23 protein-coding genes are annotated in these 22,162 nt (G+C 69.6%); 7 read left to right on the top strand and 16 right to left on the bottom strand.

Annotation, left to right across the window (positions count from 1 at the left end; genetic code table 11):
• Nucleotides 1-37: 37 nt before the first annotated feature.
• The gene (locus ACZIYR_RS18195) at nucleotides 38-574 is read right to left on the bottom strand and encodes a TIGR02444 family protein (RefSeq protein WP_483527635.1); all 537 of its coding nucleotides are present in this window, start codon (nucleotides 572-574) and stop codon (nucleotides 38-40) included.
• A 49-nt stretch (nucleotides 575-623) separates the two neighbouring features.
• On the opposite strand from ACZIYR_RS18195, the gene ACZIYR_RS18190 reads away from it, so the two are divergent.
• Nucleotides 624-2,576 (top strand): ATP-binding cassette domain-containing protein, encoded by a 1,953-nt coding sequence (locus tag ACZIYR_RS18190; protein WP_483527634.1) that lies wholly within the window; start codon nucleotides 624-626, stop codon nucleotides 2,574-2,576.
• Between the two features lie 324 nt (nucleotides 2,577-2,900).
• On the opposite strand, the gene dtd is transcribed toward ACZIYR_RS18190, so the two are convergent.
• The 3 genes from dtd to thiD form a co-directional block, all read right to left on the bottom strand.
• Nucleotides 2,901-3,338: a D-aminoacyl-tRNA deacylase gene (dtd, locus tag ACZIYR_RS18185; RefSeq protein ID WP_483527633.1), complete on the bottom strand. Its 438-nt coding sequence runs from the start codon at nucleotides 3,336-3,338 to the stop codon at nucleotides 2,901-2,903.
• Between the two features lie 62 nt (nucleotides 3,339-3,400).
• Nucleotides 3,401-4,246, bottom strand: a complete 846-nt coding sequence (locus ACZIYR_RS18180) for a universal stress protein (protein ID WP_483527632.1) — start codon at nucleotides 4,244-4,246, stop codon at nucleotides 3,401-3,403.
• An 83-nt stretch (nucleotides 4,247-4,329) separates the two neighbouring features.
• Complete coding sequence (gene thiD, locus ACZIYR_RS18175) at nucleotides 4,330-5,142, bottom strand: bifunctional hydroxymethylpyrimidine kinase/phosphomethylpyrimidine kinase (RefSeq protein WP_483527631.1); 813 nt, start codon at nucleotides 5,140-5,142, stop codon at nucleotides 4,330-4,332.
• A gap of 62 nt (nucleotides 5,143-5,204) precedes the next feature.
• Between thiD and ACZIYR_RS18170 the strand changes: the two genes are divergently transcribed.
• A complete protein-coding gene (locus ACZIYR_RS18170; RefSeq protein WP_473031745.1) occupies nucleotides 5,205-5,636 on the top strand; it encodes a YqaA family protein in 432 nt (143 codons plus the stop codon).
• A 7-nt stretch (nucleotides 5,637-5,643) separates the two neighbouring features.
• On the opposite strand, the gene ACZIYR_RS18165 is transcribed toward ACZIYR_RS18170, so the two are convergent.
• The 5 genes from ACZIYR_RS18165 to ACZIYR_RS18145 all read right to left on the bottom strand — a co-directional run bounded on the left by ACZIYR_RS18165 (nucleotide 5,644) and on the right by ACZIYR_RS18145 (nucleotide 9,996).
• A complete protein-coding gene (locus ACZIYR_RS18165) occupies nucleotides 5,644-7,047 on the bottom strand; it encodes a TRAP transporter large permease (protein ID WP_483529103.1) in 1,404 nt (467 codons plus the stop codon).
• Nucleotides 7,048-7,057: 10 nt separating this feature from the next.
• Nucleotides 7,058-7,606 (bottom strand): TRAP transporter small permease subunit, encoded by a 549-nt coding sequence (locus ACZIYR_RS18160; protein ID WP_483527630.1) that lies wholly within the window; start codon nucleotides 7,604-7,606, stop codon nucleotides 7,058-7,060.
• A gap of 95 nt (nucleotides 7,607-7,701) precedes the next feature.
• Entirely contained in the window at nucleotides 7,702-8,538 is an 837-nt protein-coding gene (locus ACZIYR_RS18155; RefSeq protein ID WP_483527629.1) for an endonuclease/exonuclease/phosphatase family protein, read from the bottom strand.
• Nucleotides 8,539-8,541: 3 nt separating this feature from the next.
• Nucleotides 8,542-9,192 carry a thiol:disulfide interchange protein DsbA/DsbL gene (locus tag ACZIYR_RS18150; protein ID WP_483527628.1) on the bottom strand — a complete coding sequence of 217 codons (651 nt, stop codon included), beginning with the start codon at nucleotides 9,190-9,192 and terminating at the stop codon, nucleotides 8,542-8,544.
• Between the two features lie 183 nt (nucleotides 9,193-9,375).
• Nucleotides 9,376-9,996 (bottom strand): c-type cytochrome, encoded by a 621-nt coding sequence (locus ACZIYR_RS18145; protein ID WP_483527627.1) that lies wholly within the window; start codon nucleotides 9,994-9,996, stop codon nucleotides 9,376-9,378.
• Nucleotides 9,997-10,419: 423 nt separating this feature from the next.
• Here ACZIYR_RS18145 and yihA point away from each other — a divergent pair, with 423 nt between their 5' ends.
• Nucleotides 10,420-11,031 (top strand): ribosome biogenesis GTP-binding protein YihA/YsxC, encoded by a 612-nt coding sequence (gene yihA, locus ACZIYR_RS18140; protein WP_483527626.1) that lies wholly within the window; start codon nucleotides 10,420-10,422, stop codon nucleotides 11,029-11,031.
• A gap of 117 nt (nucleotides 11,032-11,148) precedes the next feature.
• Here the strand turns inward: yihA and ACZIYR_RS18135 are convergent, their stop codons facing one another.
• From ACZIYR_RS18135 to argH, 7 genes are read right to left on the bottom strand one after another with little or no spacing between them, the layout of a single operon-like run.
• Nucleotides 11,149-11,898 carry an HAD family hydrolase gene (locus ACZIYR_RS18135; RefSeq protein WP_483527625.1) on the bottom strand — a complete coding sequence of 250 codons (750 nt, stop codon included), beginning with the start codon at nucleotides 11,896-11,898 and terminating at the stop codon, nucleotides 11,149-11,151.
• 5 nt (nucleotides 11,899-11,903) lie between these two features.
• Nucleotides 11,904-12,815 (bottom strand): tyrosine recombinase XerC, encoded by a 912-nt coding sequence (locus ACZIYR_RS18130; protein ID WP_483527624.1) that lies wholly within the window; start codon nucleotides 12,813-12,815, stop codon nucleotides 11,904-11,906.
• On the bottom strand, nucleotides 12,808-13,521 hold the full coding sequence (locus ACZIYR_RS18125) for a DUF484 family protein (protein WP_483527623.1): 714 nt from the start codon (nucleotides 13,519-13,521) through the stop codon (nucleotides 12,808-12,810). Before ACZIYR_RS18125 ends, ACZIYR_RS18130 begins: the two co-directional genes overlap by 8 nt.
• Nucleotides 13,522-13,550: 29 nt before the next feature.
• Nucleotides 13,551-14,384: a diaminopimelate epimerase gene (dapF, locus tag ACZIYR_RS18120; protein ID WP_483527622.1), complete on the bottom strand. Its 834-nt coding sequence runs from the start codon at nucleotides 14,382-14,384 to the stop codon at nucleotides 13,551-13,553.
• Complete coding sequence (gene lysA / locus ACZIYR_RS18115) at nucleotides 14,384-15,676, bottom strand: diaminopimelate decarboxylase (protein WP_483527621.1); 1,293 nt, start codon at nucleotides 15,674-15,676, stop codon at nucleotides 14,384-14,386. The genes dapF and lysA overlap by 1 nt, the downstream gene beginning before the upstream one ends.
• 2 nt (nucleotides 15,677-15,678) lie before the next feature.
• A complete protein-coding gene (gene lptM / locus ACZIYR_RS18110) occupies nucleotides 15,679-15,840 on the bottom strand; it encodes an LPS translocon maturation chaperone LptM (protein ID WP_483527620.1) in 162 nt (53 codons plus the stop codon).
• On the bottom strand, nucleotides 15,837-17,261 hold the full coding sequence (argH, locus tag ACZIYR_RS18105; RefSeq protein ID WP_483527619.1) for an argininosuccinate lyase: 1,425 nt from the start codon (nucleotides 17,259-17,261) through the stop codon (nucleotides 15,837-15,839). Before argH ends, lptM begins: the two co-directional genes overlap by 4 nt.
• A gap of 269 nt (nucleotides 17,262-17,530) precedes the next feature.
• On the opposite strand from argH, the gene hemC reads away from it, so the two are divergent.
• From hemC to ACZIYR_RS18085, 4 genes are read left to right on the top strand one after another with little or no spacing between them, the layout of a single operon-like run.
• Nucleotides 17,531-18,472 carry a hydroxymethylbilane synthase gene (hemC, locus tag ACZIYR_RS18100; protein ID WP_473031735.1) on the top strand — a complete coding sequence of 314 codons (942 nt, stop codon included), beginning with the start codon at nucleotides 17,531-17,533 and terminating at the stop codon, nucleotides 18,470-18,472.
• Entirely contained in the window at nucleotides 18,472-19,269 is a 798-nt protein-coding gene (locus ACZIYR_RS18095) for a uroporphyrinogen-III synthase (protein ID WP_483527618.1), read from the top strand. The genes hemC and ACZIYR_RS18095 overlap by 1 nt, the downstream gene beginning before the upstream one ends.
• Before the next feature lie 6 nt (nucleotides 19,270-19,275).
• The gene (locus ACZIYR_RS18090; protein ID WP_483527617.1) at nucleotides 19,276-20,838 is read left to right on the top strand and encodes a uroporphyrinogen-III C-methyltransferase; all 1,563 of its coding nucleotides are present in this window, start codon (nucleotides 19,276-19,278) and stop codon (nucleotides 20,836-20,838) included.
• Nucleotides 20,835-22,088, top strand: coding sequence for a heme biosynthesis HemY N-terminal domain-containing protein (locus ACZIYR_RS18085; RefSeq protein ID WP_483527616.1), 1,254 nt, complete (start codon nucleotides 20,835-20,837; stop codon nucleotides 22,086-22,088). Before ACZIYR_RS18090 ends, ACZIYR_RS18085 begins: the two co-directional genes overlap by 4 nt.
• Nucleotides 22,089-22,162 lie beyond the last annotated feature (74 nt).

Raw genomic sequence — 22,162 nt, 5'->3', positions numbered from 1 at the left:
GACTATCAGCCGCAATGGCTGCACAGGTAATTTCAGGCTAGCGTGGCCCCTGGGGAGGGTCAAGCTGGCATTCGAGGGTTTGCAGCGCCAGAAGTTGAGGTTTTTTCTGCAGTTGCCAGCGTGATGCCAGGGTTGATTCGAGGCCGGGAGGGGGGCTTGAAAGTCGGCAAATGCCCTGACCGCTTTCGCTCAACGCCTGCAGCCGTGACAGGGTCTCGCGCTCGGCGGCAAGCTCGGTGCGCTGGAGCCGACCGCGGACCTCGGCAACTCCGGGCTGGTCCCGGGCCGCGCGCTTCAGCTCGCGGCGCAGGCCGCGCAGCACGGCGGTGACGTCGCGCTGCCAGGCGCGGATCGGTGCCAGTGCCGCCGGCTCCCCCGCAACCGCGAGGCCGTGTCGGTAGAGCCAGCAGTGCCAGAGCAGCTCGCAGACATCGAGGCCGGCCTCATCCTGGAGGCGCAGGCAGGCGGTTTCCACGCCCGGGCGGGCATAGAGGGCCAGGGCAAAATCCCACAGTGGGTCGGCGGCGAGACGGGCCCGCAGGGCCGGGGTCATTGCGGTAGAATCGTCGTTCATGATCGGCTGTCGCCAGCGCGGCAGCCTCCTTTCTGCCATTGGAGTCTGCATGATTGCACTGCGCCGGGTCGCCCTGCAACGCGGCACCCAGACCCTGCTCGAGGAAGCCGACCTGACCCTGCACGCCGGCCACAAGGCGGGCATCGTCGGTCCCAACGGGGCCGGCAAGTCGAGCCTGTTCGGCCTGCTGCTGGGCACGCTCGCTCCCGACCGCGGCGAGATCGAGATGAGCGGCGGCCAGCGAATCGCCCATATGGCCCAGGAGGTGGAGGCGCTGGATCGCGCCATCGTTGACTATGTGCTCGACGGTGACCGCGAGCTGCGCCGGACCGAGGCGGCCCTGGAGCGCGCGCGGGCCCAGGGCGAGGCGCATCGGGAGGCCGAGCTGCACGGCGCCATCGAGGCGCTCGACGGCTACAGCGCGCCGGCCCGTGCCGCCCAGCTGCTGGTGGGGCTGGGCTTCACCCAGGCGGATCTGGCGCGCCCGCTGTCGGATTTTTCCGGCGGCTGGCGGATGCGCGTCAACCTGGCGCGCACCCTGTTCATGCCCTCGGATGTGCTGCTGCTCGACGAGCCCACCAACCACCTCGATTTGGACGCTCTGCTGTGGCTCGAGCAGTGGCTGACCCGCTATCCGGGCACCCTGCTGCTGATCTCCCACGACCGCGACTTCCTCGATGCGGTGTGCGACCACATCGTCCACTTCGATCGCCAGCGCCTGGTGCTCTACCGGGGTAACTACACCACCTTCGAGCGGACCCGAGCCGAGAAGCTGGCGCTGCAGCAGGCGGAGGCGGCCAAGCAGCAGGCCCGCAAGGAGGAGATCGAGCGCTTCGTGGCGCGCTTCCGGGCCAAGGCCACCAAGGCGCGCCAGGCTCAGAGCCGCCTGAAGATGCTCGAGCGCATGGGGGACATCGCCATGGCCCATGCCGACTCGCCGTTTCATTTCACCCTGCCCGCCGCCGACAAGACCTCGCATCCGCTGCTGGTGCTGGACGAGGCGCGGCTCGGCTACCGCGACGAGGCGGGGGCAGAGCACGTCCAGCTCGACCGGGTCAAGGTGACCCTGCTGCCGGGGCAGCGGATCGGGCTGCTGGGCCCCAACGGCGCCGGCAAGTCGACGCTGATCAAGTCGCTGACCGGGGAGCTGCCGCTGCTCTCGGGCAGGCGCATCCCGGGCGAGCATCTGGCCATCGGCTACTTCGCCCAGCACCAGCTGGAGGGGCTCGACCTGGCGGCGACTCCTTTTCAGCACGTGCAGCGGCTCTCGCCCACGGCGGCGGACCTGACCATCCGCAACTTCCTCGGCGGCTTCGGCTTCCAGGGGGATGATGCCTTCGCCGAGGTGGGGCGTTTCTCCGGCGGCGAGAAGGCGCGCCTGGCCCTGGCGCTGGTGGCCTGGCTGAAACCCAACCTGCTGCTGCTCGACGAGCCCACCAACCACCTGGACCTGGAGATGCGCGAGGCCCTCACCGAGGCGCTGGCGGCCTTCGAGGGCACGGTGATCATCGTCTCTCACGACCGCCACCTGCTGCGGGCCACGGTGGATGAGTTCTGGCGGGTGGCCGACCATCGGGTGGAGCCCTTCGACGGCGACCTGGAGGACTACCGCGCCTGGCTCAAGGCGCGGCTGGAGGACGAGCGCCGCGACGCTCGGGCCGACAAGGCCGAGCGTCAGGCGGAGGGCGGCGTCGCCAAGGAGGATCGTAAGGCGACCCGGCGCGCCGCCGCCGAGCTGCGCGAGAAACTGCGCCCGCTCAAGAAGCAGCGCGACCGGGCCGAACAGGCCATGGAGAAAGTGCAGGGGGAGCTTGCCGCGGTGGAGGAGGCGCTGGGCGACGCCGACCTCTATACTGATGCCGCCCGCAAGGAGGAGCTGACCGCCACCCTGGCCCGCCAGGGCGAACTCAAGTCGCGCCTGGATGACCTGGAAGCCGAGTGGCTGTCCGCCGAGGAGGCGCTGGAGACCATGGAGGCGGAGCTGCTGGAAAGCGGGGCTTAATCGGATGCGGCTGATCCGGCGGCAGGCGCCGGACCGACGAGGAGGCGCTGTGACCCCACCCCTGGGCGCCACATTGGTTCTTTGCAGACTGGTGGGTTCTGTGGGAGGGACGGTTCGACGCCTCGACTTCAGCTCGCGAAGTAGCGCGCAGCGCTACCCATGGGGCGCCGGCGGCGCCTTCGCCCGGCTGAGCCGGCCTCCCACCATAAAACTTGCCAAACATGTTCACGCTAAAGTGCGAAGAACCCTACATTTTTCATCCGTGACAAATGACCTCCTTTTCGGCCTGCCCCGGCGCCCTCATGCTGCTGGTGCTCGGTGCACTCAGCTCTCCAGCAGAAAGGTCACCGGCCCGTCGTTGATCAGCGAGACCTGCATATCGGCGGCGAACTCACCGCTTTCGACCCGGGGCCAGGCGGCCTGGGCTCGCTCGAGCAGGTAGTGGAAGAGCCGCTTGCCCTCGGCGGGCGGCGCGGCGCTGGAGAAGCTCGGGCGCAGCCCCTTGCGGGTATCGGCGGCCAGGGTGAACTGGGAGACCAGCAGCAGCCCCCCCTCCACCTGCTGCAGGTTGAGGTTCATCTTGTCCTCGGCGTCGCCGAACACCCGGTAGTGCAGCAGCTTGTGCAGCAGCTTCTCGGCGGCGGCCTCGTCGTCGCCCTTCTCCACGCCCACCAGGGCCAGCAGCCCCCGGTCGATGGCGCCCACGGTGCTCCCCTTCACGGTCACGCTGGCCTGGGTGACCCGCTGAATCAGTGCTTTCATCCTGTGCTCCCTGACATTTCAAGCGCCGCCAAGGGTAGCACGGGCGGGCCGCAGCGCAGGCGCTACCAGGCGCGGCACAGCATGATGTCGCAGTGCGGCTCGGAGAGCAGCGCCTCGGTGATATGGCTCTGGCGGCCCAGCTGGCCGCGGCTGCCCAGTGCCAGCAGGTCCGGCGGCTGGCGGCGCAGGCGGGTCAGCAGCACCTCCAGGGGGTCGCCCTGCTCGAGCACCAGCTCCAGCTCCGGGACGTCGTCGAGCTCGCTCATCAGCTGGTCGGTCTCGCGCTCCAGCTGGCCGCGCAGGCGCTCCACCTCGCGGTCCCGCCAGCGGGCGTATTCGCGGTCGGAGCCCAGCTCCCGCTCGCCGGGAATATCCCAGGCGTGCAGCAGGGTGAGGCGCGCCTCGGGGAAGCGCTTGAGGGTCTGGCGCAGGATATGGCGGGTCGCCAGCGAGAAATCCACCGGCACCAGGATGTCCTGCCAATCGTGGTTGGCGGGCTGGCTCACCGACAGCACCGGGCAGGGGGCGCTGCGCAGCACCCGCGCCAGGGTGGTGCCGGCGACCAGGTCCGGCTGGCCGCGCTTGCGGTGGGCGCCGAGGATGATCATGTCCACCTCGCGGTCGTGAGCCTCGCGGATGATCTCGGCGTAGGGGGCCCCGGCCACCGTCTGCAGCAGGGTGCGCGGCTCGGGCAGGGCGTAGTCCTCGCGGATGTCGGTCAGCATGGCCTGCATGTCGTCCACCACGGCCTCTTCCAGGTCGTGCAGCACCCGGTGAGGGAGGTAGGGGTCCAGCACATGGATGACGTCGAGACGCGCGCCGCTGTCCACGGCCAGGCGAATGGCACGGGCAAAGGCGGCGCGGTTCTCGGCGGAGAGGTCGCAGGCGAACAGCAGGGTCTGGGTCATGGTATCTCCCTCCCATCAAGAACGAACCCGTCGGGGCCGTCTTCAGCATGGGTGGGGAGTCGCCGGGCTGCAAGCCCGGCGGCCTACCACCAGGCGTGGAAGTGGTGTACCGGGCCGTGACCTTGTCCCACGTCAAGCCGCGTGCTGGCACTGAGCGCCGCCTCGAGCCAGCGCTTGGCGGCGGCCACCGCCTTGGGCAGGTCGTCGCCCTGCGCCAGGCGGGCGGTGATCGCCGAGGAGAGCGTGCAGCCGGTGCCATGCAGGTTGGCGGTGGCGATGCGCGTCCCCTCCAGCCAGCGGGTTGCGCTGCCCTGGATCAGCAGGTCGGGGCAGCTCTCGCTCTCGAGGTGACCGCCCTTGAGCAGCACGGCGCCGGCGCCCAGTGCGGCGAGCGACGGCGCCAGGGCCTGCATGCCGTCGCGTGTTTCGGGAGCCGGGCAGTCGAGCAGCACGGCGGCTTCCGGCAGGTTGGGGGTGATCAGGTCGGCCAGGGGTACCAGCACCTCGCGTACCGCGGCGATGCCGGCGTCATCCACCAGGATATCGCCGCTCTTGGCCACCATCACCGGGTCGAGTACGATCCAGCGCGGTCGCCGTCGGGTGAGGGCGTCGCGAATCGTCTCGGCCACGTCGCGGCTGGCCACCATGCCGATCTTCACTGCGTCGATGGTCACGTCGTCGAGCAGGGCAGTGAGCTGGGTGCCGATGAACGCCGCCGGGACCGGGTGCACGCCGACGACGCCGCGGGTGTTCTGGGCGGTCAGGGCGGTGATCACGCTGGTGCCGTAGGCGCCCAGGGCCGAGAAGGTCTTGAGGTCGGCCTGGATGCCGGCCCCGCCGCTGGGGTCGGAGCCGGCAATGGTCAACGCATTGGGAAGGGAGCGAGTCGTGGTCATGAGGGTGAGAGGTCCTATCGCATGAATCTGTCGAACGGAGCGGCCTGCCGGGAGCGTTGTCCGTGCTGAGTCTGTTTGCGGTGGCGCTGGTCAGTGCCACCCTGCTGCCCGGCGGCTCCGAGGTCTGGCTGGCGCGGCTGTGGTGCCTGGGCGAGCCGGCGCTGATGCTGTGGCTGGTGGCCACTGCCGGCAACACCCTGGGCAGCCTGATCAACGTCTGGATGGGGCGCTACGCGCGGCGCTTCCAGGACCGCCGCTGGTTCCCCGCCTCGCCGCAAGGGCTGGCCCGGGCCGAGCGCTGGTACCACCGCTTCGGCGAGTGGAGCCTGCTGCTCTCCTGGGCGCCGGTGGTGGGCGACCCGCTCACCGTGCTGGCCGGCATCTTCCGGCTGTCCTGGTGGCGGGCCACTCTGCTGATCACCCTGGCCAAGGGCGGGCGCTACGCCGTGGTGCTGCTGCTCGCCCAGGCCTGGTTGGCCCCATTGTGCCAGTAACGCCCTCCTAGAGCAGCGAGGGCAGCCAGGTGGCCAGCCCCGGGAAGGCGGCCAGCGCCAGCAGCATGGCCAGCTGCAGGGCAATGAACGGGATCACCCCGCGATAGATCGCCGAGGTGGGCACCGAGGGCGGCGTGACCCCGCGCAGGTAGAAGAGCGCGAAACCAAACGGTGGCGTCAAGAACGAGGTCTGCAGGTTGACGGCGATCATGATGCCTAGCCAGATGGGGTCGATGCCCATCATCAGCAGCACCGGCCCGACGATGGGCACCACCACGAAGGTGATCTCGATGAAGTCGAGGATGAAGCCGAGCAGGAAGATCACCACCATCACCACCAGGGTGGCACCCACCACGCCGCCGGGCAGCGCCGCGAACAGCTCCTTGACCAGCTCTTCGCCACCGTAGGCGCGGAACACCAGCGAGAAGAGCGCGGCGCCGATCAGGATCAAAAATACCATGCTGGTGACCTGGGCGGTGCTGCGTACCACGTCGCTGAGCATCGTCAGGTTCAGGCGGCGATTGGCCAGCGCCAGCAGGAAGGCACCCGTGGCGCCCACCGCCGAGGCCTCGGTGGGGGTGGCGAAGCCGCCGAGGATCGAGCCCAGCACGGCGACGATCAGCAGCACCGGCGGCACCAGCCCCTTGATCAGCAGCGGCAGCAGGCTACCGGTATGGCCGAGCTCCGCCTTCAGGGCGTTGCGGTCCGCGGGCGGGGCACTCTCCGGCTTGAGCCAGGCGGTCACCAGCAGGTAGACGATGTAGGCCACCACCAACAGCAGGCCGGGAATCAATGCCCCGACGAACAGATCGCCCACCGAGACGGTCCTGGGGCTCCACACGCCCATGGCCAGCTGGGCCTGCTGGTAGGCGTTGGAGAGCACGTCGCCGAGCAGCACCAGGGCGATGGAGGGAGGAATGATCTGACCCAGGGTGCCGGTGGCGCAGATGCTGCCGGTCGCAAGCTGCGGCGAGTAGCCGCGCTTGAGCATGGTGGGCAGCGACAGCAGGCCCATGGTCACCACGGTGGCGCCGACGATGCCGGTGGAGGCGGCCAGCAGCATGCCCACCAGCACCACCGAGATGCCCAGCCCTCCGCGCAGCGAGCCGAAGGCCATCGCCATGGCGTCGAGCAGGGTCTCGGCGACCCGCGACTTCTCCAGCAGCACCCCCATCAGCACGAACAGCGGCACGGCGAGTAGCGTCTGGTTGGTCATGATGCCGTAGAGCCGGTTGGGCATGGCGCTCATGTAGCGTGCCTCGAAGGGCACCGGCACGCCCATCGACAGCAGCAGGTGGCCAAGGCCGGCGAAGATCAGCGCCGTGCCGGCCAGCGCCAGAGCCACCGGGTAGCCCAGCATCAGCACCGCGCAGACGGTGAGGAATAGGAATAGCGGCATGAACTCGAGCAGGGCTTCCACGTCAGAGCACCTCCCTGCGCTCGGGGTCGCTGCCCGGCGCCTGGCCGCGCAGGATCATCACCTGGCGGATCAGCTGGGCGATGCCCTGGATGAGCAGCAGCGCCATCATCACCAGGATCAGCGACTTGAGCAGATAGACCCCGGGAATGCCGCCGTCCGGAGAACGCTCGAGAATCACCCAGCTGCTGCGCACATAGCCAAAGCTACCGATGGCGATGAACAGCGTCACCGGGATCAGCAGGAAGAGGGTGCCGCAGAGGTCGATCCAGGCACGGCCGCGCTCGGAGAGCTTGCGGTAGAAGATATCCACCCGCACGTGGCCGTCGTGGCGCAGGGTCCAGGCCGCGCCGAGCATGAATACCATGGCGTGCATGTACATCACCGACTCCTGCATCACCACGCTGTGGATGCCAAGGGCGTAGCGCATCACCACGATGGCGAACTGCACCAGCATCATGACGATCACCAGCCAGGCAATGGCTCGGCCAACGACCTCGGTAATGCCGTCGAGCCAGGCGAGCAGGGCCGGTTCACGGTTCGCGGAAGGCATGGGAAAGTTCCGTCCAGAAGCCAAACAGGGTGGGCATCATCGCCGATTCGCCGCGAGGCGTCATCCCTGTCTCTCAACGCCCTCGGGGCCGGCGGTCAGTGGCCTTCCGCCTTGAGTCGGGCGGTGAGGGTCTGCAGGCAGGCCGCCGGCAGCGCCACGTCCACGGCGATGGGCAGATGATCCGAGAAGAGGTGATCGAGCACCCGCACGTCACTGGCCTCCAGGGAGTGGGAGAGCAGGATGTGGTCGAGGGCGCGGCGCGGCTGCCAGGAGGGGTAGCTGAGCAGCGGGCGCACGGGGTGCAGCGGCAGCGAGGCGCAGAAGCGCGAGTGGGTGTGCAGCTGCTCGGGAGTGCAGTTGAGATCGCCCATCACCACCACATGGCGCAGCGGCTGGATGATCTCGCTGAGGTAGTCGAGCTGGCGCACCCGGCCACGGTGGCTCAGCGCCAGGTGGGCGACGAACAGGTGCAGGGCGTCCGGTCCGTCGCCGTAGCGGGCGTGGATGGCGCCGCGCCCGGGGAGGGTGCCGGGTAGGCGATGCTCCTCGATATGCGTCGGCTTCAGGCGCGACAGCAGACCGTTGCTGTGCTGGGCGAAGCGGCCCAGGTTACGGTTGAGCTGCTGAAAGTGGTGGGGAAAGCCGCCGCGACTGGCCAGGTACTCCACCTGGTTGACGTGGCTGGAACGAAAGCTGCCGCCGTCGACCTCCTGCAGGCCGACGATATCGAAGCGCCCCAGCACCTCGCTGACCATGTCCAGGCGCCGCTGGCGCCTGGGATGCGGCAGCAGGTGCTGCCAGCTGCGGGTCAGGTAGTGGTGGTAGGCCGAGGTCTGAATGCCGACCTGCAGGTTGAAGGTGAGCAGTTTCAGATGGCCGCCGTCGAGCGGCGGCGTCTTGGCGTCGGCCAGGTGTGACAGCTCAGTCTGCACGGCTTACTCGTTGCGTTCCTGGCGCACCCTGTCGATCAGGGCGTCGGCGATCTGCGGCATGTTCTCCAGGCTGCCGGCGCTCGAGGGCGTGACCCGGTAGCGGCCGTCGACCACCAGCGCCGGCACGCCCATCAGCTGCATGGCGCGCATGCGGGCATGAGCCTGGTTGACCTTGGCCTTGACCGCGAAGGCATCCAGCGCCTGGCGAGCCTCATCCTCGCTCACGCCGTACTCGCTGAAAAAGGCAGCGATGTCGTCGCTGGCGGTCAGGTTGCGGCCCTCTTCGTGGATGGCGTGGAAGATGTCGGCGTGGGCGTCCTCGAGAATGCCGAGCTCCTCGGCGGCAAAATAGACCGCGGCGTGGGTGTTCCAGTCGCCACCCATGGTGGCCGGCAGGTGAAGCACCTCGACGTCGTCGTCCAGGGTCTCGTACCAGGCGGTGACCGCGCCCTGCAGGTTGTAGCAGTGGGGGCAGCCGTACCAGAACGCCTCGGTGACTTCGATCTTGTCGGCGTCGACGCGGGTCTCGACCGGCTCGCTGATCACCTCGTAGTGCTGGCCTTCCACCAGGTTGCTGGCAAGGGCAGCCGCCGACATGCCGAGGCCGGCGACGGCGAGCATGGCGGACGTCACGATATGAGAGGGCTTGAACATGCGGGAATCACTCCTTGGATTTTCCGGGGCGCTCGTGCCGGGGCGGTCGCCCGATGGCGGCCGAGTCGCTGTCTTGGAGCGCGGTCGGAGCCGAGGGTTCCGCCGGGGCCGCAAACGCCGAAGGCGGCCGCTGGGCCGCCTTCGACGCGCTGGCCGGTAAGGCCATCAGCGAATGCGGCTAGCTCAGTGCAGGCCAAGAATATAGTTGGCCACGGCCTCCATGTCGGCATCGCTCATCTTGGCGGCGATATCGCGCATGATGTTGTTGGGGTCGTTGGCCCGCTCGCCGGAAGCATAGTCCTGCAGGGTGGCCACGGTGTACTCGGCGAACTGGCCGGAGAGCGCCGGGTAGACGGCGGAGTTGATTCCTTCGCCGCTGGGGGTGTGGCAGGCCGCGCAGGCGGGGATGCCCTTGGACATGTCCCCGGAGCGGTAGAGCTCCTGGCCGCGGGCGATCAGTTCGTCGTCCGGGTCGGCCTGACCGACGTGGGCATCCTGCTCGGCGTAGAAGGCGGCCACGTCCCAGGCGTCCTGGTCGGAGAAGTCGTCCACCTGGCCGACCATTTCCGGTACCAGCCGGTGGCCGTCGCGGATGTCAATGATCTGCTTGGCGGTATAGGACATCTGCTGGCCGGCGAGATGCGGGAAGGAGGACGCCGGGCTGATGCCGGTCTCGCCGTGACAGGCGGCGCAGGGCTGCGCCAGTTCGCGGCCGGCGGCCGGGTCGGCGTCTGCTTCCAGGTCCGCGTGGGCGGCGCCGACGGCGCCCATGGTAAGTGCCAGGCTTGCCAGTAACTTTCTCATCGCTAATCCACTATGCCGTTGTGTTGTTTACCGGTACGCACCCTGGGTGCCCCGCCCAAGGAAACACTGCACAAATGCTTGCGCGAGCGAATCGCTGCGTTGCGCGGTGCCGAAGCGTCGGACCGTCGGAATCCTCACATATACCCCATATGCTCCGGTTCCTGTGCTCCGTGCGCCTTGCGCTTCATCTCGCTCAGCGATTTGTTCAGCGCTCCCCCAAGTCCCTCAACTTCCAGGCCGGGTGCCCTGCCGCCTGGCGCGCCGAGCGAATCGGTCGCTGCCGGCGAGAGCACGGTGGTACACTAGCGTGCCCCAGGTCGCAGACAAAAGACACGGCATTATAACGAAACAAGCTCGCGTCGGGAATGCAGGCCACGCATCCCGCCGGCGCGGGCGCTTCTCTCTTCGGCAGGACCTCGACGCATGTCACGACTTCATTACCCCGCCGCGCGCTTCATGACCAGCGCGCCGAGCCTCGCCCAGTGCCCGCCCGACCAGGGGGCCGAGGTGGCCTTCGCCGGGCGCTCCAACGCCGGCAAGTCCAGCGCCATCAACGCCATTACCCGCCAGAAGGCCCTGGCGCGAACCTCGCGTACCCCGGGGCGCACGCAGCTGATCAACTTCTTCGCGCTGGGGGACGATGAGACCCGGCGCCTTGTCGACCTGCCCGGCTACGGCTATGCCAAGGTGCCCGAGGCGGTCAAGCGCGAGTGGCAGCAGCACCTCGCCGACTATCTGCGCGCCCGCCGCTCGCTGCGCGGGGTGGTGCTGGTGATGGACGTGCGCCACCCGCTGACCGAGTTCGACCAGACGCTGCTGGGCTGGGCGGATGACCAGGACATGCCGGTGCACATCCTGCTCACCAAGGCCGACAAGCTGAAGTCCGGCGCGGCCAAGGGCGCACTGCAGCAGGTGCGCAGTCGGCTGCGGGAGTGGGAGGACCTGGTGAGCCTGCAGCTGTTCTCCTCGCTGAAGCGCCAGGGCATCGACGAGACCTGCGCACGGCTGGATGACTGGCTGCTGGGCGCTGAATAGCGGGGGGAGAGGTGGGGCTATCCTGGCGGCAGGCCCCGAGGTGTTGGACCATTGCGAGGGCGCTGTCCTTGGAAAAGCCCCTCGCGACGACATGCCCCCAGCGCTTCTCGCTATGCGTTAGCGCTGCCGCTCCAGCCAGCGGATCAGCGCAGGCAGTTCACGAACGTGGTTCAGACGGTGAATGCCCGACGGCAGGGGCTGGTCATCCACATGGGGTGAGATCCAGGCGACCCGCATGCCCAGCCGCCGGGCCGGCTCGACGTCTTCGCGCCAGGAGTCGCCCACGTGCAGCGCCCGAGAGGGGGTGGTGCCGAGTCGCGCCAGCGCCGCCAGGAAGGGCCGCGGGTCGGGCTTGGGGGCGAGGATTTCCCCGGCGGCGATGGCCACCGGGAAGTGTTCGCCTAGCGCCAGGCGGGAGACATCGACGTTACCGTTGGTGATGCTGGCCAGTGGGTAGCGGCGCCCCAGTTCGGCAAGCAGCGGGGCGACCTCGGGGTAGGGGGTGACCCGGTGGCGCAGGGTCATGAAGGTCGCCATGGCGGCGCCGGCCCAGTGCCGGGCCGAGGCGGCGTCCAGGCCATAGTCGCCCAGTAGCGCCAGCAGCGCCTGCTCGCGCAGCCAGGTGAAGTCGCCGCGGCGCAGCGGGTGAGCCTCGGCCAGCCGGCGACGACGGGCCACGAAGGCCTCCAGCGGGTAGCGCTCGGCGAAGCGCTCGGCCGGCGGCTGACCGCGTTCTGCCAGCCAGGCGGCCAGGGCCTGGTCGAGCCAGTCGTAGTGGCCAAGCTCGGTGTCGAGCATCACCTGCTGGTTGTCCCACAGGGTGTCGTCGAGGTCGAAGGTCAGCGCCTCCAGGGGGTGGTCGGGCATGGCGGTTACTCGGTGGCGTCGGCGTCTCGGCGGCGGGCACGGGGGTGGGCCGCATCGTAGCTGGCGGCCAGGTGCTGCCAGTCGAGCCGGGTATAGACCTGGGTGGTGGCGAGGTGGGCGTGGCCCAGCAGCTCCTGGACGGCGCGCAGGTCATGGCTCGATTCCAGCAGGTGGCTGGCGAAGGAGTGGCGCAGGCGGTGGGGGTGCAGGTGCTCGGCCAGCCCGCGACGCCGGGCCAGCTCGGCCAGGCGCTTCTGGATGGCGCGGTGGCCCAGACGCCGCCCCCGGGCGCCCACGAACAGCGCCGATTCACTCGGCGGCGCCAGGGCCCCGCGGATGGCCTGCCAGGCGTCGAGCGCGGCCCGGGCGCGGCGGCCCACCGGCACCTGGCGCGGTTTGCCGCCCTTGCCCCGCACCCGGACCCGCTGCGGCTGCAGGTCGTCCAGGTCCAGGCCGGCGAGCTCGGCGAGCCGTAGCCCGCTGGAGTAGAACAGTTCGAGCATGGCCTGGTCGCGCACCGCCAGCGGCGAGCCGTCGTGGGGCGTATCGAGAAAGTGGCTGAGCTGGTCGGCGTCCAGCGGTTTGGGCAGGTGGGCGGACTGGCGCGGGGTGGGCACCAGCGCGACCGGGTTATGGGGCAGCCGCCCGGCCTTCACCAGCCCCTCGGCGAAGCGCGACAGCGCCGCCCGGCGCCGCGCCAGGCTACGTGGGGCGAGGCCGCGGGCGCGTTCGCTGCCCAGGAAGCGGCGCACCAGCGGCGCGCTCAGCTCGGCGCCATCGGTGACGCCGTGGCGCGCCATGAAGTCGCACAGCGCCTCCAGATCGCGGCGATAGGCGGCCAGGGTGGCGGGGCTGGCGGTGCATGCCAGCTCGCCGAGGCAGGCGTCGACCTGGTCGCGCAGCGGCGTTTCAGCCATGGGGGCCGGGACGCAGCACCAGGCGGGCCAGCACGTCGCTCAGGTACTCGGTGAACAGGGTGTCCATGCTGGCCCGGAAGTGGTCCGGGTCGGGGCTGGCCAGCACCAGGTAGCCCAGCGGCTCGCCCAGGGTCAGCCGCGCCAGGGCGCAGGAACCGGCCTGGCGCGGCGCCTCGACATGGGGCAGCAGGCGGCTCCAGTCGGTGGGCGTCAGGCGGGTGCAGCGGCTGGCGCGGCCGTCGAGCAGGGCGGCCAGGCGCTGGCTGGCATGCTCGTCGAGGATCTGACGGGGCGGCTGGGGAGGACGGGGTTCCCGGTCGGTGAGGCTGGCCGGACACCACAGGGCGACGGCCGGGGTCTGGAAACTCTCGGCCATCTGGGTGGCCAGGGCCTGGCCCAGGGCGTCGGCGTCCTCCGCCTCGAGCAGCGCCAGCACCAGCTCCCGAGTGCGCCGGAACTGGACCTCGTTGTGGCGGGCCGATTCCAGCAGCTGCTCGAGCCGCCACTCGGCCTGCTCGGCGCGGCGTCGCAGGTCGAAGACCAGGCGCTCGAGCAGCGAGGTGGCGCCCTGCGCTTCGGGATGGGGCACCTTGAGCTGCTGCAGCAGCCCTTCGCGGCCGATGAAGAAGTCCGGGTGGCGGGCCAGCCACTCGGCCACCCGGTCGGGGTCCAGGGTCTTGCGCGGTTCGGGGACGGCTCGGGACATGGAGACTCCTTGATCAGCTCGGGCAGCGCTCAGCTCAGGGCGACGCGTCCATCGAAGACACGCTCGGCGGGGCCGGTCATGCGCAGGGGGGCATCCGGGGCGGGCCACTCGATATGCAGGGTGCCGCCGGGCAGGTGAACGGTGACGGGGCTCTCCAGCACCCCCTGGCGGATGCCGCAGGCCGCGGCGGCGCAGGCGCCGGTGCCGCAGGCCAGGGTCTCGCCGCTGCCGCGTTCGTAGACCCTCAGGCGGATCTCGTGGGGCGTGACCACCTGCATGAAGCCCGCGTTGACCCGTTTTGGGAAGCGCGGGTGCGCCTCGATGGCCGGCCCCAGGCGCGCCACCGGGGCGCACTCGACGTCGTCCACCCGCAGCACCGCATGGGGATTGCCCAGGGAGACCGCGCCGATTTCCAGGCGCTCGCCGTCGACTTCCAGCACATGCCGGGGGCGGTCTTCGTCGGCCTCGAAGGGTAGGGCCGCAGGCTCGAAGCGCGGCACGCCCATGTCCACGGTCACCTGGCCGTCGCCCTCGACCAGCAGGGTCAGCGGGCCGCCGGCGGTCTCCACGCGGATCTCGTGCTTGTGGGTCAGGCGCTGGTCGCGCACGAAGCGGGCGAAGCAGCGCGCACCGTTGCCGCAGTTTTCCACCTCGCTGCCGTCGGCATTGAAGATACGGTAGCGAAAGTCCATGTCGGGGCTGCGCGGCGGCTCGACGACCAGCAGCTGGTCGAAGCCGATGCCGAAGCGGCGGTCCGCCAGCTGGCGGATCTGCTCGTCGCGCAGGCGGGCGCGCTGGGTGACCAGGTCAACCACCATGAAGTCGTTGCCCAGGCCATGCATCTTGGTGAAGTGCAGCAGCATCAGCGGGACTCCCCGTCGGCCCGCGGCGGCGCCTCGGGCAGCAGCGACTCGCCGGTCCAGAGCGCCTCGAGGCGCTCGCGACGGCGCACCACATGGTAGTGGTTGCCGTCTACCATCACCTCGGCGGGGCGGGGGCGGCTGTTGTAGTTGGAGGCCATGACGAAGCCGTAGGCGCCGGCGGAGCGCACCGCCAGCAGGTCGCCCTCGGCGATGGCCAGCTCCCGCCCCTTGCCCAGGAAGTCGCCGGTCTCGCAGACCGGGCCCACCACGTCGTAGGTGGCACTGTCGCGTGCCCGACGGGTGTCCACCGGGAGGATCGCCTGCCAGGCCTGGTAGAGCGCCGGGCGGATCAGGTCGTTCATGCCCGCGTCGACGATGGCGAAGTTCTTGGTCTCGCCGGGCTTGAGGTACTCGACCCGGGTCAGCAGAACGCCGGCGTTGGCGGCGATGGAGCGGCCCGGCTCGAACAGCAGGGTCAGGTGCTCGCCGCCCTGCCACTGGGCCAGGCGCTCGAGCAGCGAGGCGGCGTAGTCGAAGGGCGCCGGCGGGCGCTCGTCGCGATAGGGCACGCCGAGTCCGCCGCCCAGGTCCAGGTGCTCGATGTGGATGCCGCGCTCGGCCAGGCGCTCGAGCAGCACCAGCAGGCGGTCCAGGGCGTCCAGGAAGGGCGCCAGTTCGGTGAGCTGGGAGCCGATATGGCAGTCCAGGCCCACCACCTTCAGGTGGGGCAGGCCGGCCGCCAGCTCGTAGACCGCCAGCGCCTCGTCCACCGGGATGCCGAACTTGTTATCCTTGAGGCCGGTGGAGATATAGGGGTGAGTGCCGGCGTCCACGTCCGGGTTGACGCGCAGCGACACCGGCGCCACCCGGCCCAGCCGTTCGGCCACGGCGTTGAGGCGCTCGAGCTCGGGGCGCGACTCGACGTTGAAGCACTTGATGCCCACTTCCAGGGCGCGGGCCATCTCGGCCTGCTGCTTGGCCACCCCGGAGAACACCACCTTGGCCGGGTCGCCGCCGGCGGCCAGCACCCGCTCCAGCTCGCCGACCGAGACGATATCGAAGCCGGCGCCGAGCCGGGCGAGCAGGCCCAGCACCGCCAGGTTGGAATTGGCCTTCACCGCGTAGCAGATCAGGTGCGGGTGGCTGCCCAGCGCTTCGGTATAGGCGCGGAAGTGGCGGGCCAGGGTCGCCTTGGAGTAGACGTAGCAGGGCGTGCCGATCTCTTCGGCCACCCGCAGCAGAGGCACTTCCTCGCCGTAGAGCACGCCGTCGCGATATGCAAAGTGGTCCATGGTCAGCCCTTCTCGCGGAATTCTGTGTCGGAGGGCGCGGCGGCTGCACTGCCGCGCCCGGCGGTCGCCTCGTCATCGGGCAGGAAGAGCGGACCCTTCTGGCCGCAGCCGGCCAGCAGCAGACCGGCGGTCAGCGCCAGCGCGGCCAGGGCAAGCCGGCTCATGAGCGCGCGTCCCCTCGCAGGGCGGCCAGCGCCTCCCGGGCGCGCTGGGCGGCGGCGCGCACCTGGTCGGGGGCGGTGCCGCCGATATGGTTGCGGGCCGCCACCGAGCCCTTCAGGGTCAGCACCTCGAAGACATCCGCTTCGATGACGTCGGAGAACTGGCGCAGCTCCTCGAGGCTCATCTCGGAGAGGTCTTTCTGCTCGCGCAGGCCGAAGGCCACCGACTGGCCGACGATTTCATGGGCGTCGCGGAAGGCCACGCCGCGGCGTACCAGGTAGTCGGCCAGATCGGTGGCGGTAGAGAAGCCGCGGCGCGCGGCCTCGACCATGTTCGCCTGTCGTGCCTCGATGGCGGGCACCATGTCGGCGAACGCCTTGAGGCAGTCTCGCACCGTGTCGAGGGTGTCGAACAGCGGCTCCTTGTCCTCCTGGTTGTCCTTGTTGTAGGCCAGCGGCTGGGACTTCATCAGGGTCAGCAGGCCGATCAGGTGGCCGTAGACGCGCCCGGTCTTGCCGCGCACCAGCTCGGGCACGTCGGGGTTCTTCTTCTGCGGCATGATCGAACTGCCGGTGCAGAAGCGGTCGGGCAGGTCGATGAAGTCGAACTGGGCGCTGGTCCACAGCACCAGCTCCTCGCTCATCCGCGACAGGTGCATCAGCAGGATGCTGGCGAAGCCGGTGAACTCGATGGCGAAGTCGCGATCGCTGACCGCATCCAGCGAATTCTCCGCCGGACGCTCGAAGCCCAGCAGCTCGGCGGTGACGTGGCGGTCGATGGGGTAGGTGGTGCCGGCCAGCGCCGCGGCGCCCAAGGGCATCACGTTGACCCGGCGGCGGCAGTCGAGCAGGCGCTCGTGATCGCGGGCGAGCATCTCCTGCCAGGCCAGCAGGTGGTGGCCGAAGGTCACCGGCTGGGCGGTCTGCAGGTGGGTGAAGCCGGGCATGATGGTGTCGGCCTCGCGGTCGGCCAGTTCGATCAGCCCCTCGCGCAGGCGGCGAAGCTCGGTCTCCACCACGTCGATCTCGTCGCGCAGGAACAGGCGGATGTCGGTGGCCACCTGGTCGTTGCGCGAGCGGCCGGTGTGCAGCTTCTTGCCGGTGATGCCGATCTTCTCGGTGAGTCGTGCCTCGATGTTCATGTGCACGTCTTCCAGCGCCACGGACCAGGCGAACTCGCCGCGCTCGATCTCCCCTGCGATCTCGGTGAGCCCCGTGGTGATGGCGTCGCGCTCGTCGTCGGTCAGTACGCCCACCCGGGCCAGCATGGTGGCGTGGGCGATGGAGCCCTGAATGTCCTGCAGGGCGAGGCGCTGATCGAAATCCACCGAGGCGGTGAAGCGTTCGACGAAGGCGTCGGTGGGTTCGCTGAAGCGACCGCCCCAGGCCTGGTTGGTGCCGGGGTTTTTGGGACTAGAGCTCATCGGCGTGGGCATCCTGCATGGTTTATGCTGTGTCGTTCATGGGTGGCGCCGCCGCGCCCCCGGGTCATGGTCTGGCAGTGTACCAGAGTCGACGAGGCTGGCGAGGGGGCCGCCCGCGCGCCGCCGGCGAATCGGGGGCGAATGGGGGGCGAGTTTTTCCTGCCCCCTCTGGTGCTTTATGATGGCTCTCATCGACCGCGATCGTGACCGTTTGCGGCGTCAACAGCCAAGCGGGCCCGGGCGGGCCCAACATGCATGGGGAGAACCACGTGCGATCCATCAGTACGCTGCGTATTGCCACCCGCAAGAGTCAACTGGCCATGTGGCAGGCCGAACATGTTCGCGACTTGCTCATGGCCCAGCACCCGGGGCTGGAGGTGGAGCTGGTGGCGATGTCCACCCGTGGTGACAAGATCCTCGACACCCCGCTGGCCAAGGTCGGCGGCAAGGGGCTGTTCGTCAAGGAGCTGGAGGAGGCGATTCTCGACGGTCGCGCCGACATCGCCGTGCACTCCATGAAGGACGTGCCCATGCACTTCCCCGAGGGGCTCGGGCTGTCGGTGATCCTGGCCGGTGCCGAGCCCACCGACGCCTTCGTCTCCAACCACTACGCCTCGCTGGACGAGCTGCCGGAGGGGTCGCGCATCGGCACCTCCAGCCTGCGTCGTGGCCTGCAGATGCGCGAGGCGCGCCCCGACCTGGAGGTGCTCAGCCTGCGCGGCAACGTTCAGACCCGGCTGGGCAAGCTGGATGACGGCGAGTTCGACGCCATCCTGCTGGCCACCTCGGGCCTCAAGCGCCTGGGGCTCGAGGATCGCATCGCCATGGAGCTCCCGCCGGAGGTGTGTCTGCCGGCCTGTGGCCAGGGGGCGCTGGGCATCGAGTGCCGCATCCATGATCCCGACCTGGTGGCCCTGCTGACCCCCCTGGACGACCCCATCACCGCCACCCGGGTGCGCGCCGAGCGGGCCATGAACACCCGCCTGGAGGGCGGCTGCCAGGTGCCCATCGGTGGCTATGCCAGCTTCGAGAACGACGGCCAGACCCTCTGGCTGCGGGCGTTGGTGGGCAACCCGGAGGGGACCGAGGTGCTGCGCGCCGAGGGCCGCGGCTCCATCCATGAGCCGGAGGCGCTGGGCATCCGCGTGGCCGAGGAGCTGCTGGATCAGGGCGCCGGCGAGATCCTGGCACAGGTCTACGGCGCCGGCTGATGCCCGGGTCTCCGCCGGTTTTGATCTGCCGCCCCGGCGCCCGCGCCGGGGCTCTGGCCGAGGCCATCGAGGCCGCCGGTTTTGCGGTGGCCCGGCTCGAGGCCATGACCCTGGAGCCGCTGCCCGAGACCCCGGCGATGCGGGCTGCCTGGCTCGACTTCGATCACTTTCACAAGGTGGTGGTGGTCAGCCCCTTTGCCGCCGAGTGTCTTCACGATGCCCTGGATCGCTACTGGCCGCAGCTGCCGGTGGGCATCGACTACTACGCGGTGGGGGGCGCCACCGCCGAGACGCTGCATGCCCGGCTGGGCGTGCGCGTGCACCTGCCCCCGCCCCGGGCCGGAGAGGACACCAGCGAGGCGCTGCTGACGCTCGGCTCGCTGCGCGAGCTCGACGGCCAGCGGGTGCTGCTGGTGGCCGGCGAAGGCGGTCGTGCCCTGCTCGCCGAGGCCCTCACCGAGCGCGGCGCGCGCGTCACCCGCCTGGCGGCCTACCGGCGCCGCCTAGAGACGCCCTCCCCCGACATGCAGTCCCGTCTCGCCGATGGCGATTTCCGTGCCCTGGTGGTCAGCAGCGGAGAATTGCTGGAACATCTGGCAAGATGGAGTACCGAGACCACCTTGAACCAACCGCTAATCGTGTCCAGTCGCCGTTTGGCTACACTGGCCTACGACTTGGGGTTTCGCACACTCGTGGTGGCGCCGGGCGCCACGCCGGCCGCACTGGCCGAGGCGGTGGCGGGGGCCTGTGCCTCCGCGGATGCCGATGTCGATCACGACGATCTCGAAAAGGGCTAGCGACAGATGAGCAAACAATCAAACGAGCAGGATGAACAGAAGGTGCCATCCGGCGAGTCACAGGGCGGCAAGGGGCAAGAGACCTCTGCCGCGGATAAAAGTGGCGCCGGATCGGGCAAGAATCGCTCCCGCCAGCGCGGCAAATCGTCGCAGCAGAGCGGCAATGATAAACCGCAGAGTGCCCCGCCGACCCCTTCGGGATCGCCCCGTGAGACAGCGGCCAACGCCAAGTCGAGCGACGCCAAGCCGGCAGAGAGCAAGTCGGCAGAGAGCAAGCCGGCAGAGAGCAAGCCGGCAGAAAGCAAGCCGGCAGAGGCCGAGCAAAAGCCGGCCGGCGCCGCCGCCGAGGGTGCCAAGTCCGCTGCCGGTGATAAGGCCGCGACCGACGCGTCCAAGCCGCAGGCCGCCGACACCTCTGACCAGAAAGCCGCGGCCGACAGGCCCAAGGCGGCTGGCGCCGGTGGTAGCCAGGAGGCACCGCCCCCGCCGCCCCCGACAGCCCAGGGGGGCGGCAAGGGCGGCGGCAAGATGGGCGGGCTGGCCCTGGTGCTGGTGCTGGTGCTGGCCATCGCCGCGGGGATGTTCGCCCTGCAGGCCTGGCAGCGGCTGGATGCCCAGCAGCAGCGCCTGGCCGAGCTGGAGACCCGTACCGCCGACGCCGCCACGGCCGAGTCGCTTGGCGAGCTCGAGAGTCGCCTCGAGGCCCGCCTGGCCGAAGGCGAGAGCGAGCGCGACGCCGAGATGGCCGAGGCGCTGGAGGGGATGCAGCGCGAGTTCGCCAGCTATCGCGGCGAGGTCGATACCGCCCTGGACCAGGTGCTGGACGAGCTCTCCCGCGAGCAGCAGGCCGACGAGCGCGAGTGGCTCCACGCCGAGGCCGCCTACCTGCTGCGCCTGGCCAACCAGCGGCTGCAGTTGGAGCGTGACGTGGACGGCGCCGCGGCGCTGCTGCGCACCGCCGATGCGCGCCTGAGCGAAGCCGAGAATCCCGCGCTGCTCTCCATCCGCCGCGCCATCGCCTCGGAGCTGGCGATTCTGGAGAGCGTGCCCCAGGTCGACCGCACCGGCCTCTACCTGGCGCTGAACGCCCAGCAGGAGCGCCTGGCCACTCTGCCGCTGTCCCGTGAGCTCGAGGAGATCCCGGCGCGCTCCGGCATCGAGGAAGCCCCCGCCGGCGGCTGGCAGCAGCAGCTGTCGCGCTTCGGTCAGGAGCTGCGTGACCTGGTGGTCATCCGCCATCACGACGAGGCCCTGGAAGGCCTGATCTCCCCCGAGCAGGAGTCCTACCTGCGCCAGAGCGCCCGGCTGGTGCTGGAGCAGGCGCAGCTGGCGCTGCTCAAGGAGGAGCAGGACCTCTATGAGGCCAGCCTCGACAAGGCGCTGACCCTGATCGACGGCTACTACGATACCGAGCGTGACGAGGTGCAGTCGGTGATGGCCCGCCTCGAGTCGCTCAAGGCCGAAACCATCCGCCCCGAGCTGCCGGACATCAGCGGCTCCCAGCAGGCGCTGGCGACCTTCATCGAACGTCGTTTCGGTTCGCGCGGCGAACAGGGAGATGACGCATGAGAAAGCTGCTACTGATCGTTGTCGTAGGCCTCGCGCTGGGTGCCTTCTTCGGCCAGCTGATGGTCTCGGTGCCCGGCTACTGGCTGGTGCGGGTCGGCGAGACCTCCTACCAGACCTCCTTCTGGTTCGGTCTGGTGCTGCTGCTGATGGCCTTTTTCGTGCTGCATTTCGCCCTGCGCCTGCTGATGCGCCTGAACCGGCCGGTCAGCCGGCTCAAGGTGTGGAACAGTCGCACCCGCCATCGCAATGCCATGAAGCGCACCGTGCGCGGCCTGGTGGCGCTGGCCGAGGGGCGCTGGAAGCACGCCGAGAAATCGCTGGTGAAGTCCGCCGACGACTCCGGTACGCCGCTGGTCAACTACCTCTCGGCGGCGCTGGCGGCGCACTATCAGGGGCGCTACGACCAGGCCGATACTCTGCTCAAGCGAGCCCATCTCAGCACCGACGGGGCGGAGACCGCCGTGGGCCTGATGCAGGCCCAGCTGATGCTCGACCGCCAGCAGTACGAGGAGGCGCTGGCCGCCTTGACCCGGCTCGATCGCCAGATGCCCAACCATCCCCAGGTACTCAAGCAGCTCAAGCAGGCCTACCTCAGCGTCAGCGACTGGGACGGGCTGCGTCGACTGATGCCGCGGCTTGCCGCCCGCCAGCTGATCTCGCCGGAGGAGCGCAGCCAGCTGGAGCGACGCGCCTATAAGGAGCTGCTGGCCCGGGAGGCCCGCGATCCGAGCAACGTCGAGCGGGTGCGTAGCCTGTGGGCCGACATGCCCGATGCGCTGCGCAGCGACGTCGAGCTGGTGGTGCTCTACGCCGAGGCGCTGGTGCGGGGCAACGAGGAGGGCATCGCCGAGCGCCTGCTGCGCCATTCGCTGAAGGAGCACTGGGACAGCCGGCTGGTGCTGCGCTACGGCCTGCTCAACGTCGACCCGGCGCGCCAGTTGGTGCATGCCGAGAAGTGGCTGCAGGAGCGCCCCAACGATCCGGATCTGCTGCTGACCCTGGGGCGGCTGGCGCTGCGCAACGCCTACTGGGGCAAGGCCCAGGAGTACTTCGAGGCGAGCCAGCGTCAGCGTCCCAGCGGCGTGGTGTGCGCCGAGCTGGCGCGACTGTTCGCCAATCTGGGCGAGCACAACAAGAGCCAGCTCTACTATCGCCAGAGCGTCGAGCTGCTCGACAAGTCGCTGCCCTCGCTGCCGCAGCCCGACGATCAGGCGGCCACGGCGCTGGCCGGCAAGAAGAAGGCGAGCTGATCCCGCGGGCCCGGTGCCCCGTCGGGGCACCGGATAAGAGGAAATGGAAAGGGGCGCTACGGCGCCCCTTTCGC

Source organism: Billgrantia sp. NRB1 (assembly GCF_056921725.1).
This window is presented reverse-complemented; position numbering and strand designations above follow the sequence as displayed.

What these genes read in the sequence shown, in the direction of transcription:
- ACZIYR_RS18095 (WP_483527618.1), top strand. Translation starts at nt 18,472, where the DNA reads ATGCCCGGGTCTCCGCCGGTTTTGATCTGCCGCCCCGGCGCCCGCGCC.
- thiD (WP_483527631.1), bottom strand. Translation starts at nt 5,142, where the DNA reads ATGACCACGACTCGCTCCCTTCCCAATGCGTTGACCATTGCCGGCTCC.
- ACZIYR_RS18125 (WP_483527623.1), bottom strand. Translation starts at nt 13,521, where the DNA reads ATGTCCCGAGCCGTCCCCGAACCGCGCAAGACCCTGGACCCCGACCGG.
- dapF (WP_483527622.1), bottom strand. Translation starts at nt 14,384, where the DNA reads ATGCTGCTGCACTTCACCAAGATGCATGGCCTGGGCAACGACTTCATG.
- ACZIYR_RS18085 (WP_483527616.1), top strand. Translation starts at nt 20,835, where the DNA reads ATGAGAAAGCTGCTACTGATCGTTGTCGTAGGCCTCGCGCTGGGTGCC.
- ACZIYR_RS18160 (WP_483527630.1), bottom strand. Translation starts at nt 7,606, where the DNA reads ATGCCTTCCGCGAACCGTGAACCGGCCCTGCTCGCCTGGCTCGACGGC.
- lptM (WP_483527620.1), bottom strand. Translation starts at nt 15,840, where the DNA reads ATGAGCCGGCTTGCCCTGGCCGCGCTGGCGCTGACCGCCGGTCTGCTG.
- yihA (WP_483527626.1), top strand. Translation starts at nt 10,420, where the DNA reads ATGTCACGACTTCATTACCCCGCCGCGCGCTTCATGACCAGCGCGCCG.
- ACZIYR_RS18130 (WP_483527624.1), bottom strand. Translation starts at nt 12,815, where the DNA reads ATGGCTGAAACGCCGCTGCGCGACCAGGTCGACGCCTGCCTCGGCGAG.
- ACZIYR_RS18180 (WP_483527632.1), bottom strand. Translation starts at nt 4,246, where the DNA reads ATGACCCAGACCCTGCTGTTCGCCTGCGACCTCTCCGCCGAGAACCGC.
- argH (WP_483527619.1), bottom strand. Translation starts at nt 17,261, where the DNA reads ATGAGCTCTAGTCCCAAAAACCCCGGCACCAACCAGGCCTGGGGCGGT.
- ACZIYR_RS18190 (WP_483527634.1), top strand. Translation starts at nt 624, where the DNA reads ATGATTGCACTGCGCCGGGTCGCCCTGCAACGCGGCACCCAGACCCTG.
- dtd (WP_483527633.1), bottom strand. Translation starts at nt 3,338, where the DNA reads ATGAAAGCACTGATTCAGCGGGTCACCCAGGCCAGCGTGACCGTGAAG.
- ACZIYR_RS18150 (WP_483527628.1), bottom strand. Translation starts at nt 9,192, where the DNA reads ATGTTCAAGCCCTCTCATATCGTGACGTCCGCCATGCTCGCCGTCGCC.
- ACZIYR_RS18145 (WP_483527627.1), bottom strand. Translation starts at nt 9,996, where the DNA reads ATGAGAAAGTTACTGGCAAGCCTGGCACTTACCATGGGCGCCGTCGGC.
- lysA (WP_483527621.1), bottom strand. Translation starts at nt 15,676, where the DNA reads ATGGACCACTTTGCATATCGCGACGGCGTGCTCTACGGCGAGGAAGTG.
- ACZIYR_RS18135 (WP_483527625.1), bottom strand. Translation starts at nt 11,898, where the DNA reads ATGCCCGACCACCCCCTGGAGGCGCTGACCTTCGACCTCGACGACACC.
- ACZIYR_RS18090 (WP_483527617.1), top strand. Translation starts at nt 19,276, where the DNA reads ATGAGCAAACAATCAAACGAGCAGGATGAACAGAAGGTGCCATCCGGC.
- ACZIYR_RS18195 (WP_483527635.1), bottom strand. Translation starts at nt 574, where the DNA reads ATGAACGACGATTCTACCGCAATGACCCCGGCCCTGCGGGCCCGTCTC.